Genomic DNA, 12,179 nt, shown 5'->3' with positions numbered 1-12,179 from the left:
GTCAGCAACGGACTTATCTACGGAGCACCCGTGTGTACTTCGCATGCCCACGCACAGGGCGAGGCCGCGCAGGCCGGTGCCGGAAGACGCGGTTTCCTGCGGGCCACCGCGCTGCTCGGCGCGGCCGCCACGGCCGGACTCGCGCTGCCGGCCACCGCCGAGGCGGCCTCCGCCCAGTGGCGCCCCGACCCGGAGAGCCGCCGTTTCACGCTCGCCGTCATGCCCGACACCCAGTACCTCTTCGACGGCCCGAGCATCGACAAGGCGCCGCTCGAGGCGTCCTTGCGCTACCTCCTCGACCAGGGCAGGCACGAGAACCTCGTGTTCCTGTCCCACCTGGGTGACCTCACCCAGAACGGGGCGAGGGAGGAAGTCGCGGCGATCAGCGAGGCGTTCGGGCTGCTCGACCGGCGCGGGATCGGCTACAGCGTGCTGGCCGGCAACCACGACGTGCAGTCGTCGACGACCGACCAGCGCGGCGCGACCCCGTACCTGGACGCCTTCGGCCCGCGGCGCTTCCAGGGGAAGCCGACGTTCGGCGGGGCCTCCCCCGACGGCTACAACACCTTCCACCTGTTCCGGGCGGGCGGCCGGGAGTGGATGGTGCTGGCGCTGGACTGGCGGCTGTCGGAGAAGGGGTACGCCTGGGCCGCCGACGTCCTCGCCCGGCACCCGAGGACACCGGTCGTCCTGACCACGCACGAGCTGGTCGCCGAGGACGACTCCCTGTCGGCGTACGGCCAACAGCTGTGGGACCGGCTGATCGAGAGCCACGACCAGATCTTCCTCACCCTCAACGGGCACTACTGGCCCGCCGGTCGGGCAACGCTTAGCAATGCGGCCGGACATGACGTCCAGCTGCACCTGACGAACTACCAGAACCGCTACTTCGGCGGCGCCGCGATGATCCGCCTCTACCGCTTCGACCTCGACCGGAACGTCATCGACGTGGAGACGGTCTCCCCGTGGATCCTCGGCCGGGCCGCGAAGGGGCTCAACGAACTGGAGCGGCAGGAGATCGAACTGAGCGGCGACGCCGACCGGTTCACGGTCGGCATCGACTTCGCCGAGCGCTTCGCGGGCTTCGATCCGATGCCAGCGCGTCCTGCCCGTCCCGTGTCGAAGGTACTGGTGCGCGACACGGTCGCCTACTGGCGGTTCGACGGCCACGACGACGGTACGCGGGTCGGCGGCACCGTCCGTGACCTGTCCGGGCGTGGCAACGACCTCACCCTCGTCGCGGTGGGCGGCGGCGCCCTGACCTGGTCCACCGACCATCACCCCGACCAACCCGGCCACGGCAGCCTGGAGTTCCAGGGATACAAGTCCCCGCTGAAGGGCGCCTACCTGCGCACGGTCGACGGCGCCCCGCTCAACTCGGCGACCTTCAAGAACGGTTACACCATCGAGGCGTTCTACCGTCTCCCGGCCGACTGGGACCCGTCGCACCACGCCTGGTCGGGGCTGGTGAGCCGGACCGGAACGGGCGGCGCCGCGGGCAGGACCGGCGACGACCCCGACGAGCCGCTCGCCACCCTCTCCCTGTCCAACGACCGCGAACCGCAGTGGGCGATGCGCCCGTTGAACCAGGAGGGCATCGCCACCAACTGGGGTCAGGAGACCCCGCTGGAGACCTGGTGGCACCTCGCGGTCGTCAACGACGGCCAGCACACCACGCTGTACGTCGAGGGCTGCCCGGCGGTGCGCAACCCGAAGGCGGCGGCCGTCGGCATCACTTCCGTCGGGCTGCCCTGGCTGCTCGGCGGCTACGAGTACGGCGGACAGATCGACCAGATCCTGCACGGCCGCCTCGGCGACGTCCGGATCGTGTCGCGGGCGCTGCCCGTCACCTCCTTCATGAACCACTGACCTCCTTCATGAACCACTGACCTTCTGCACGAGGATCACCGTGACCGAGCAGCAGCCGCCCGCCTGGGCCGATCCGTCCGTCTCACCCACCGCTCTCGACGCCCAGGGCGTGTCGAGGCGCGGACTTCTGCGCCGCGCCGGCCTCTTCGGCGCCGCGTTCGCACTCGGCGGCGCGGCCGGCCCGGCCGTCGCCGCCACCGGCCGGGGCCACGGCGGTGACGACCCGCGGCTCGCCTACCTGGTGGGCGACCACCACGTCCACTCCGTCTACAGCCACGACGCGAAGTACACGTTCTCCCAGCAGGCCCGTGCTGCCGCCCGGTACGGCCTCGACTGGATGGTCTTCAACGAGCACTCCAACTTCGGTCACGCCTCCTACGGCGCCGCGCTGGAGCACAAGGAGATCCTCGAGGCCCGCGCCGCGAACCCGCGCCAGCTGATCTTCCAGGGTCTGGAGTGGTACATCCCGGCCGCCGAGCACTGCACGGTGTTCGCCGCCCCCGGACCGCACGAGGTCGACCTGCTCACGCGGTTCGAGCTCGCCTACGACGGCAAGCTGCTGGGCTACACCGAGGGAGCCGCCGGCGCGGCCGACACCGCCCGCAACGAGGCGCACGCCGTCAAGGCGATCAAGTGGCTGGCCGAGCAGCGCCGCAGCGGCTACGTCGACGACGTCCTCGTCCTCGCCAACCACCCGCTGCGCCTCGGCATCGACTCCCCGCACGAGATGCGGGCCTGGCGCGACGCGGCGCCCGAGATCGTGATCGGCATGGAGGGCGCGCCGGGCGCCCAGGGCGCGGCGATCCCCGGCCGGCGCGGTGCCACGTCCATCCGCGGCGAGTACGAGAACAGACCGTCCGCCCAGTCCTGGGCGGGCTACCCGGCGGACGCCTACCTCACCTACGGCGGCTTCGACTGGGCCACCGCGACCGTCGGCGGCCTGTGGGACTCGATGCTGGCCGAGGGCCGGCTGTTCTCGGTCACCACCAACTCCGACAACCACCGGACCGTCTTCGACACCTGGAAGAACGGCGACTGGCCCGCCGGGCAGAACTTCGACAACACCGGCAGGCTGCCCGATCCGGTGAACACCGACATCCCGCAGGCCGGCAGCGACTTCTGGCCGGGGCAGTTCAGCCGCACCCACGTCGGGGTGACCCGCTACGGCTACCGTGCGGTGATGACGGGCCTGCGCGAGGGCCGGGTCTGGCTGGACCACGGGCATCTGCTCGACGGCCTGGAGGTCCGGCTGCGGCGGGAGCACGGCAACGGGCGGGGCGTCACGCTCGGCGGCCGGCTGCGGGCACGCAAGGGCGAGAAGCTCACCCTGGAGATCACCGTGACCAGTGCCTCCCGCCCCAACCCCCAGGGAATCCTGCCGCAGTTGGCCCACGTGGACGTGATCCGGGGCGCGGTGCGCGGCGCGGTGTCCGACCGCGACACCTGGCGGGCTCCCGACACGAAGGTGGTCCGCACGACGGACGTGAGCGGCCGCAAGGGGACCTACACCCTGCGCGTCCCGGTCACGGTAGGCGACGAGTCCTGCTACCTCCGCCTGCGCGGCAGCGACGGCAACCGGAACGGAACCGGTTACCTGGGCGCTTCAGTGGATCCGCACGGCCCCATCCCGCACGAGCCGGGCAACGGCGATCCGTGGGCCGACACCTGGTTCTACTCCAACCCGATCTTCGTGGACGTCGTCGGCTGAGCGCCCCGACAGGGGCGCGGGGAACCGCGCGACCGGCCGCACCGGCCCCGCGGTTCCCCACAGCGCCGTCCCGGACGGCCCGGCCCGCGGCAGCCCGCGGAGCCCTACGCGTGGAGGAGCCCTACGCGTAGAAGCGCGACAGGCTCTGCAGCACCGCGGCCGGCTTCGCGCCCCCCTCGATCTCGATCGCCCCGTCGACGGTGATCTGCACCCCGCCCGGCACGTCCGCGACCTCGGTCAGCACGGCCACCAGACGGATCCGCGAGCCGACCTTGACCGGCGAGGGGAAACGCACCTTGTTCAGCCCGTAGTTGACCTTGGTCGTGACGCCCTGGACTTCCAGCAGCTCGGTGAAGAGCGGGATGAACAGGGAGAGTGTCAGGTACCCATGGGCGATCGGCGCTCCGAAGGGCCCGGCGGCCGCCCGTTCGGGATCCACATGGATCCACTGGTGGTCTCCGGTCGCGTCCGCGAACGTGTCGATGCGCTCCTGGGTGACCTCGATCCACTCGCTGGTGCCCAGATCGCTGCCGGCCAGCTTCTTCAGCTCGTCGAGACCGTTGACGGTGATGCTCATATTCCGTTCCTCACAGAAGAGTTCACAGGAGAGTCGTTCAGGAGAGTCGTTCAGGAGAGTCGTTCAGGAGAGTTGTTCAGGAGCCGGTGCCGAACCGGGAGCGCACCCGGGACTTCAGCAGCTTTCCGGAGGCGGTGCGCGGGAGTTCGTCCGCCACCACCACCGACTTGGGGATCTTGTACTTGGCGAGCCGGCCGGACAGCGAGGCCAGTACCTCGTCGGGGTCGAGCGAGGAGCCCTCGCGGGGCACGACGACCGCGCGCGGCACCTCGCCCCACTTGTCGTCGGACACGCCGATGACCGCGCACTCCACGATGTCGGGGTGGGCGAGGAGCCGGTCCTCGATCTCGGCGGGGTAGATGTTCTCCCCGCCGGAGATGATCATGTCCTTGATGCGGTCGACGATATGCACGTAACCGTCTTCGTCGAGCCGGGCCGCGTCCCCGCTGCGGAACCAGCCGTCGGCGAAGGAGGCGGCCGTCTCCTCGGGCAGCCCCCAGTAGCCGGGCATGACGTGCGGGCCGCGGACGACGACCTCACCGGTCTCGCCGACCTCCACGGGTGTGAGGTCGGGGCGCAGCACGCGCACGTCGCTGAAGAAGTGCGGGACGCCGGCCGAGCCCGCCTTGCTGACCGCGTGCTCGGCGTCCAGGAACAGCGTGCCGGGGGACGCCTCGGTCATGCCGTAGCCCTGCAGGAAGGTCAGTCCGCGTTCCTGGTAGGCGGCGATCAGCGGCGTCGGCACCGGGGAGCCGCCGCAGGTCAGGATCCGCAGACTGGACAGATCCGCGTCCGTCCAGCGCGGGTGCCGGGCGACCTGCTCGAACATCGTCGGCACCCCGAACATGAAGGTGATCCGGTGCCGCTCGATCAGGCCGAGGGTGGCCTCCGGGTCGAAGGCCTCGACCAGGACGCAGCAGCCACCCTTGAGGAGCACCGGCAGGGTCAGCATGTTCAGACCGGCCGTGTGGAACAACGGCGCTGAGACCAGGGCGCGTTCGTCGGCGATCAGATCGGTGTCGACGAGGACGTTGACCGCGTTCCAGGTGAGGTTGCCGTGGGTGAGCATCGCGCCCTTGGGGCGGCCGGTCGTGCCCGAGGTGTACATGATGATGCAGGTGTCGTCAGGGGTGACCGGCGTGTCGATCGGCTCGTCGGAGGCGGCGGCGAGCTCCCCCTCGTATTCGGCGCCGACCTCGAGGTACGTCCGGACGTCCGTGTTCCCGGGCAGGCCGGCGACCAGGCCGGCGTGCGAGGGACCGTAGACGAGTGCCCTGGCGCCGGAGTCGGCGAGCTGGTAGGCGATCTCGGGGCCGGCGAGCCGGGTGTTGAGGGGGACGAACACCGCGCCGAGGGTGCCGGCGGCGAACAGGGTCTCCAGGTAGGAGGGGTGATTGGGGCCCAGGTAGGCGATGCGGTCGCCGCGCCGCACACCCCGGGCGCGCAGGGCGTGGGCCAGGCGCGTGGTGCGTGTATACAGTGTGCGATAGTCCGTCGACTGCTCACCGTGGACCAGCGCGGTGCGGTGCGGGGTCTTGCGGGCCCGGCGTGCCGGCCACGACCCCAGTCCCTCGTTGCGCATCTTCCACGCCCCTTACGGTGTGGTCAGCCCGAGCAGCCGGGCGGCGTTCTCCTTGAGGATCTTCGGCTTCACCTCGTCCTTGATCGTCAGCTTGTCGAAGTCGGCGAGCCAGCGGTCGGGGGTGAGGACGGGGAAGTCGGAGCCGAAGAGGACCTTGTCCTTGAGCAGCGTGTTGGCGTACTGCACGAGCTGCGGCGGGAAGTACTTCGGCGACCAGCCGGACAGGTCGATGTGCACGCCCGGCTTGTGGGTGGCCACGGCGAGCGCCTCGTCCTGCCAGGGAAAGGACGGATGCGCCAGGATGATCTTGAGGTGCGGGAAGTCGGCCGCCACGTCGTCCACGTGCAGCGGGTTGGAGTACTTGAGCCTGATCCCGCCGCCGCCCGGCACTCCGGCGCCGATGCCCGTCTGACCGGTGTGGAACAGGGCGATGGTCCCCGTCTCCTCGATCACCTCGTACAGGCCGTACGCCACCGAGCGGTCGTCGGGGAAGAAGCCCTGGATGCTGGGGTGGAACTTGAAGCCCTTCACCCCGTACTCCTCGACCAGGCGCCGGGCCTGCTTCACGCCCGCCCTCCCCCGGAAGGGGTCGATGGAGGCGAAGGGGATGAGGACGTCGGCGTTGGCGGCGGCGGCCTCGGCGACCTCCTCGTTCGGGACCGGTGCCGTGCCGGTCGCGGACTCGGCGTCCACCGTGAAGATCACGGCGGCCATCTTCCGCTCACGGTAGTAGCGGGCCGTCTCCTCCAGGGTGGGCTTGCGCTGGCCCTCGACCTTGAAATAGGCGGAGGAGGCGTCGTGCAGGTCGTCGTCCAGCGAGGAATGGCCCTCGGACGACACCTCGGCGTGGGTGTGGACGTCGATCGCGACCAGTTCGTCGACGTTCATGGCGGGCGTCGCGGCGGGGGTCGTGGAGGGGCTCATCACGCCTCCGGGAACGTGGGGGCCGGGATGCCGACCGTCTGGAGTTCGGCGCCGACCGAGGCGGGGAAGACGTCGGCCAGGCTCTCCGGCGTCCAGCCGCCGTCGGCGTAGGCCGCACGGATCTCCTGCGGATGCGACCAGAGTGCCACCTTGTCGCCGCCGATGCCGATGGCCTGGCCGGTGATGCCCCGGGCGGCCTCGGAGGCCAGGAAGGGCACCAGCGCCGCGCAGTCCTCGGGGGTGCCGAAGCCCTCGCCCTTGCGCAGGAAGTCCGGGAAGGGCTCACCGTTCTTCAGGGCCTCGACGTAAGGGGCGAAGGCGGGGATCGTCTCGGTCATCGCGGTCGCGGCGACCGGGACGATCGCGTTGACGGTGATGCCCGCGCGGCCCAGCTCCATGGACCAGGTGCGGGCGAAGGCGGCGATGCCCGCCTTGGCGGCCGCGTAGTTCGTCTGGCCGAAGTTGCCCCGCTGGCCGGCCGGGGAGCCGACGAGGACCAGCGTGCCGCCCTCGCCCTGCTCGCGCATCCGCACGGCGGCGGCGCGGGCGCAGGTGAAGGTGCCCTTGAGGTGGGTGGCGATCACCGCGTCGAAGTCGTCGTCGGTCATCTTCCACAGCACCTTGTCGCGCAGGATGCCCGCGTTGGTGACCAGGATGTCGAGCCGGCCGAACTCCGCCACGGCGCGGTTCACCAGCCGGTCGGCGGCCTCGGCCGTACCGACCGGGACCACCTCGGCGACCGCCCTGCCGCCCGCCGCGACAAGGGACTTCACGGCCTGCTCGGCCACGGCCTCGTCGACGTCGTTGACGACCACGCAGGCGCCGCGGGCGGCCAGGGCATGGGCATAGGCGAGGCCGAGGCCCCGGCCGCTGCCGGTGACGACGGCGACCTTGCCGGTGAGATCGATGCTGGGCACGACGGTGTCCCTTCACATGGGGTGCGCGGGGTGCTGACTACGAGATCGAAGCTAAGAGCAATAATTGTTGACGTCAATAGTTGTTGTAGTCCTACGGGTGCGTCATGCTGGAATCCGTACGACGAAGCACCCCGGAAGGGGACCGAGCCCAGGGAGCCCGCCATCGCCCGCCAGCACAACGCAAGCAACGCCGCCCCGATCGACGCGGACGAGCCGTGGATGCGCGGGCTGCACGCGGACACGGGTTACCTGCTGTACCGCCTTGGCCTGCGCTCGGGTCAGTTGTTCAACACGTTCCTCCAGGAGTCGGGGGTACGGCTGCGCCACTACGCGGTGCTGCGCTTCCTCGCCACCTCCGAGGGCGCCCTCCAGCGGGAACTGAGCGCACGGCTCGGCTACGACCCCAGCGCGATCGTCGGCCTGGTCGACGACCTGGAGAAGCTGGGCTTCGCCGAGCGCCGCCCGGCACCGGACGACCGCCGCAGCCGGATCGTCGCGCTGACGCAGGACGGTCGCGCGTTCCTGCGCGGCACCGACGAGGCGGGCCTGCGGGTGACGAACGAACTGCTGGACCCGCTCGACCCGGCCGAGCGCGAGACGCTGCACACCCTGCTGCGGCGGATCGCCCAGGACGGACTCGCCTGATGCCGTGAGGAGGACCCGATGGACCAGGGCGTTCTCGCCGTGACCGCCCGCTCCGCGCCCGGCCGGCTGCTGGCCGTGCTCGCCGCGTTCGACCACACGCACCCCGCGCTGTCCCTGACCGACATCAGCCGCCGCGCCGGCCTGACCCTCACCACCGCGCACCGGCTGGTGAGCGCCCTGACCGAGTGGGGCGCCCTGGAGCGGGACCCGTCCGGCGTCTACCACGTGGGGCTGCGGCTGTGGGAGGTCGCGGCGCTGGCCCCGCGCGGCCTGGCACTGCGGCAGGTCGCGCTGCCGTATCTGGAGGACCTGTACGAAGCCACGCACGAGAACGTGCAGTTGGCGGTGCGGGACGGGTCCGAGGTCGTCTACACCGAGTGGCTGTCGGGGCGTTCGGCGGTAGGGGTGCACATCCGGGTGGGCGCCCGCTGGCCGCTGCACGTGACGGGCGTGGGGCTCGCGCTGCTGGCGCACAGCGACTCCGAGCTCCAAGAGGCCTACTGCGCCCGACCGTTGGCCTCCTACACGGCCCACACCATCACCGATCCGGCGCGGTTGCGCCGGGTACTTGCCGAAGTCAGGCGCACGGGTGTGGCAGTGAGCGGCCGTCAGGTCACGGACGACGCCCTGTCGGTGGCCGCCCCGGTGCGTGGGCCGGGCGGTGCGGTGGCGGCCGCCGTGTCGGTCGTCGTCCCGCACGCCGACGCGCGGGTACCGGTGCTGGCACCGGCCGTACGTCTGGCGGCACGCGGGATCTCCCGGGCCCTGGGCTGGCAACCGGAGTGAGTGCCGGGAAACCGGGGTCGCTCGCCGCCGGGGCTCGCCGTCGCGGGCCGGGCACCGCTTCGCAGAGCCCGTCTCGGCCGACGGGGCCTATCCCGGCGTTACGGCCGTGTTGAAGTTGACGAACCCGGCCACCTCGACGGCGCTCGCCCCGACCAGCGGGCTGTCCGCCCCCTTGAGGGCGATCTCCGGGAGCCGGTGGGCCTGTCGAGGGCTCGCGACGACCATGGCCCAGGCGGCGTTGAAGCCGTCGGGGCGCAGGGGTTTCTCCTCCGCCGCGAGCACCCTGGCGCCCGTCCCGCGCGCACCGAGCCTCAGCGCTCCCAGCTCGCGCAGGGCGTCCGGGTCGTGCCCCCTGGAAGCCACCACGCACCAGCCGGACGGCTCCGTCCTGCCCACCGCCTCCACGAGGCTCCGCTCACTGCCGGGGCCCACGAGTGCGATGTCCGGCAGGACCAGGGCGACCCGCCCCTCGGTGAGCGGGAGGGCGGTGCGTATGGCCCCGCCGAGGTTGTCCTCCAGGGAGTCGTCCTGGTACACGAAGACCATGCTGAGGTCTCGGGCATAGCTCGCGAGATGACCGACGACATCCAGCTTGTGTGTCCTGAAGACCACGACCAGCCGGACCCTCAGCCCGGACCTGGCGAGCTCCACGACCGCCTCCAGGCTCCGGTCGATCACGCAGACACCGGGCGCCAGGCTGTGCAGCTCCTTGGAGTAGGGAGCGCCGAAGCGTACCCCGTAGCCCGCGCAGGGGAGGATGACGGTGACATCGGGGGATGACGTGCTCACTCGTGGCCTCCCGGCTCGCCGTCCCGCTTCAGCGCAGTTCGGCCTCGATGAGATCGACGGCCCGGCGTGCCCCGCCCTCCTGGGCCATCCGCTCCCTGAGCCGGCCCAGGCGATCGGCGACCTCGGGGTCCTCGACCAGCCCGGTCACCGCCGTGCGCAGCGCCTCGCCGGTCACCTCATCGGCGGCGATCTCGCGGGCGACGCCGAGTTCCCGCAGGGTCTGGGAGTTGAGGAACTGGTCGGCGCCCCTGGGGATGGTGACCATGGGCACCTCGCAGCTCAGCGCCTCCAGGACGGCCCCCATGCCGCCCCGGCTGATGAAGGCGTCCGCCTGGCGCAGGATGGCCAGCTGGGGGATCCGGCCGTGCACCTCGAAGTTGGCCGGCACCTGGTCCAGAGCGGCCCGGTCGGCGTCCCGCCAGACATGCAGCACCACGTGCCAGCCGGGCAGGTTCCCGAACGCCTCGACGCAGTCGTCGAAGAAGCCGGGTTCGTCCGAGTACGAGGTGCCGAGGGTGACGAGCAGCAGCCGGTCGGTCGCGGCGACCCCTGGCGGACGCTGCCACCGCCCTTGGTGGGACCGGTCTCCCAGGCACGCCCCGACGAACGTGTGAACGGCGGGGTCGATCCTGTCGGCGTGCGGCTGGAGGAACCGGGGGATGAGCCCGAGGGAGCGGTCCGGCCGGTTCGCGAACGTGTAGACGTCCATGTCGGAGAAGCCGTGCCGGTCCAGCCAGTCGCGATAACGCCGTTCATGGGCCTCGTGACGGGGGCCGGGCCGGGAGTTCCGGGCGGCCTCGGCCCGTTCCTCCTCCGTGGGTTCCCAGTCCGACATCTGGGCCAGCATCACGGCGGGCACACCCCACTGGCGGGCGAGGATGCGCGCGTAGGGGGTGAGCCAGTCGTAGAGAACGAGGTCCGGCGGGTCGTCCGCGTAGGCGGAGGCCAGTTGCGGGAGGGCCTGCATGCTGTCCGCCAGACCGGCCTCCATACAGCCGACCGGCCCCTTGTTCAGCCAGTCCCCCGTGTCCATACCCAATACACAGTGGTAGGGACGGGGTTCCGCTCCCACCGAGAGGACGAGGTCCGCGTACTTTTCGGGTATGGCATAGGTGACCCGGTGGCCACGAGTGACGAGCTCCCTGATGACTTCCAGGCTCGTATAAATGTGGCCAGGCGCCGCCGCATTGAACATCGCAATGCGGGGCGGCCTTCCCAACCGCGATAAAAACATGCCGACATGCTAATCAGCGATACGCCCGGGCGGCAAGGGCGCAATCCCCAATCCGCCTGTCCTACATGCCACTTGACCAGAAGTGAACGGACTATTGTGCCACCGCGCGGAGCAGTCAAAACCGACGTCCATCGTCGAATAAATTCGACAACGACAGAGCTCATGACTGCTGTTAGAGTCTCCGATCGGCATCCGGAATGAGGGGCGGAGTGTGATGGGGACCGGGGACGCACTGATATCTGCCCAGGGCCTGGTGAAGCGCTATGGCGATTCCCTGGCGGTCGACGACATCCACTTCGAAGTCCGGGCCGGCGAGGTCTTCTCGCTGCTGGGGCCCAACGGCGCGGGAAAGAGTTCCACGATGCGTATGCTCTGCGGCACCTCCACACCCAGCGGTGGAAGCCTGCGCATCCTCGGTATGAATCCCGTGAAGAACGGCCCCGCGATCCGGGCACGGTTGGGCGTCGTACCGCAGAAGGACAGTCTCGACCGCGAACTGACTGTGCTGGAGAACCTGACGACGTATGCCCGGCTCTTCGGGATGAGCCGGAGAGCCGCCCGAAATCGCTCCATGGAACTCCTGGAGTTCGTCCGGCTCACCGACCGGGCGAAAGACCTCATCGATTCACTGTCGGGCGGGATGATGCGCCGACTGGCCATCGCCCGCGCTCTGGTGAACGAGCCGGACATCATCCTGCTGGACGAGCCCACCACCGGGCTGGACCCCCAGGCCCGCCATCTGTTGTGGGACCGGCTGCGGGAGCTGAAGCGCAACGGCGCGACCGTGGTGCTCACCACCCACTACATGGACGAGGCCGAGCAGCTGAGCGACCGCATCATGATCGTGGACCGGGGACGGATCGTGGCCATCGGCACACCCGGGGAGTTGCTGCGGGCCCATGGGACGCCCGAGGTCGTCGAACTGCGCTACGACGACGGCTTCGACACCTCACACCTGCCCGCGCTCGGGTCGCTGGCGGAGCGCGTCGAGGTCCTGGGGAGCCGGGTGCTTCTCTACGTGAAGAACGCCGAGGAGACGGTGGCCGCCGTCCACCGCGCAGGCCTGCGGCCGAGCGGGACACTCGAGCGCAGGTGCACCCTGGAAGACGTCTTCCTGCGCCTGACCGGGCGCTCGCTCGTGGAGTAGC

General features: G+C 70.5%; 11 protein-coding genes. 5 read left to right on the top strand and 6 right to left on the bottom strand.

Features of this window, described 5'->3' with window-relative positions; genetic code table 11:
• Nucleotides 1-30 precede the first annotated feature (30 nt).
• Together QQM72_RS12790 and QQM72_RS12785 are read left to right on the top strand one after the other, a co-directional pair.
• Complete coding sequence (locus tag QQM72_RS12790; protein ID WP_314220963.1) at nt 31-1,869, top strand: LamG-like jellyroll fold domain-containing protein; 1,839 nt, start codon at nt 31-33, stop codon at nt 1,867-1,869.
• Between the two features lie 40 nt (nt 1,870-1,909).
• Nucleotides 1,910-3,577, top strand: a complete 1,668-nt coding sequence (locus tag QQM72_RS12785; RefSeq protein WP_314220962.1) for a histidinol-phosphatase — start codon at nt 1,910-1,912, stop codon at nt 3,575-3,577.
• Nucleotides 3,578-3,698: 121 nt separating this feature from the next.
• Here QQM72_RS12785 and QQM72_RS12780 read toward each other — a convergent pair whose 3' ends face one another.
• The 4 genes from QQM72_RS12780 to QQM72_RS12765 form a co-directional block, all read right to left on the bottom strand.
• Entirely contained in the window at nt 3,699-4,154 is a 456-nt protein-coding gene (locus QQM72_RS12780; protein WP_314220961.1) for a MaoC family dehydratase, read from the bottom strand.
• Between the two features lie 76 nt (nt 4,155-4,230).
• The gene (locus QQM72_RS12775) at nt 4,231-5,736 is read right to left on the bottom strand and encodes an acyl-CoA synthetase (RefSeq protein WP_314220960.1); all 1,506 of its coding nucleotides are present in this window, start codon (nt 5,734-5,736) and stop codon (nt 4,231-4,233) included.
• 12 nt (nt 5,737-5,748) lie between these two features.
• Complete coding sequence (locus QQM72_RS12770) at nt 5,749-6,624, bottom strand: amidohydrolase family protein (protein ID WP_314221091.1); 876 nt, start codon at nt 6,622-6,624, stop codon at nt 5,749-5,751.
• A 35-nt stretch (nt 6,625-6,659) separates the two neighbouring features.
• Nucleotides 6,660-7,577 carry an SDR family NAD(P)-dependent oxidoreductase gene (locus QQM72_RS12765; RefSeq protein ID WP_314220959.1) on the bottom strand — a complete coding sequence of 306 codons (918 nt, stop codon included), beginning with the start codon at nt 7,575-7,577 and terminating at the stop codon, nt 6,660-6,662.
• 219 nt (nt 7,578-7,796) lie between these two features.
• On the opposite strand from QQM72_RS12765, the gene QQM72_RS12760 reads away from it, so the two are divergent.
• Nucleotides 7,797-8,222, top strand: a complete 426-nt coding sequence (locus tag QQM72_RS12760) for a MarR family winged helix-turn-helix transcriptional regulator (protein ID WP_314220958.1) — start codon at nt 7,797-7,799, stop codon at nt 8,220-8,222.
• 18 nt (nt 8,223-8,240) lie between these two features.
• A complete protein-coding gene (locus tag QQM72_RS12755) occupies nt 8,241-9,008 on the top strand; it encodes an IclR family transcriptional regulator (RefSeq protein ID WP_314220957.1) in 768 nt (255 codons plus the stop codon).
• An 87-nt stretch (nt 9,009-9,095) separates the two neighbouring features.
• On the opposite strand, the gene QQM72_RS12750 is transcribed toward QQM72_RS12755, so the two are convergent.
• Nucleotides 9,096-9,797 carry a glycosyltransferase family protein gene (locus tag QQM72_RS12750; protein ID WP_314220956.1) on the bottom strand — a complete coding sequence of 234 codons (702 nt, stop codon included), beginning with the start codon at nt 9,795-9,797 and terminating at the stop codon, nt 9,096-9,098.
• Between the two features lie 28 nt (nt 9,798-9,825).
• Nucleotides 9,826-11,031, bottom strand: a complete 1,206-nt coding sequence (locus tag QQM72_RS12745) for a macrolide family glycosyltransferase (protein ID WP_399076973.1) — start codon at nt 11,029-11,031, stop codon at nt 9,826-9,828.
• A gap of 214 nt (nt 11,032-11,245) precedes the next feature.
• Between QQM72_RS12745 and QQM72_RS12740 the strand changes: the two genes are divergently transcribed.
• On the top strand, nt 11,246-12,178 hold the full coding sequence (locus tag QQM72_RS12740; protein WP_314220955.1) for an ABC transporter ATP-binding protein: 933 nt from the start codon (nt 11,246-11,248) through the stop codon (nt 12,176-12,178).
• The last annotated feature ends 1 nt before the right edge of the window (nt 12,179 follow it).

It is taken from the genome of Streptomyces zaehneri (genome assembly GCF_032248645.1).
In the GTDB taxonomy this organism is placed as follows: Bacteria; Actinomycetota; Actinomycetes; order Streptomycetales; family Streptomycetaceae; genus Streptomyces; species Streptomyces coriariae.
Note: the sequence above shows the minus strand (reverse complement) of the source record. Positions and strands in the feature narration are given on the sequence as shown.

What these genes read in the sequence shown, in the direction of transcription:
- QQM72_RS12780 (WP_314220961.1), bottom strand. Translation starts at nt 4,154, where the DNA reads ATGAGCATCACCGTCAACGGTCTCGACGAGCTGAAGAAGCTGGCCGGC.
- QQM72_RS12775 (WP_314220960.1), bottom strand. Translation starts at nt 5,736, where the DNA reads ATGCGCAACGAGGGACTGGGGTCGTGGCCGGCACGCCGGGCCCGCAAG.
- QQM72_RS12770 (WP_314221091.1), bottom strand. Translation starts at nt 6,624, where the DNA reads ATGAACGTCGACGAACTGGTCGCGATCGACGTCCACACCCACGCCGAG.
- QQM72_RS12760 (WP_314220958.1), top strand. Translation starts at nt 7,797, where the DNA reads ATGCGCGGGCTGCACGCGGACACGGGTTACCTGCTGTACCGCCTTGGC.
- QQM72_RS12755 (WP_314220957.1), top strand. Translation starts at nt 8,241, where the DNA reads ATGGACCAGGGCGTTCTCGCCGTGACCGCCCGCTCCGCGCCCGGCCGG.
- QQM72_RS12745 (WP_399076973.1), bottom strand. Translation starts at nt 11,031, where the DNA reads ATGTTTTTATCGCGGTTGGGAAGGCCGCCCCGCATTGCGATGTTCAAT.
- QQM72_RS12740 (WP_314220955.1), top strand. Translation starts at nt 11,246, where the DNA reads ATGGGGACCGGGGACGCACTGATATCTGCCCAGGGCCTGGTGAAGCGC.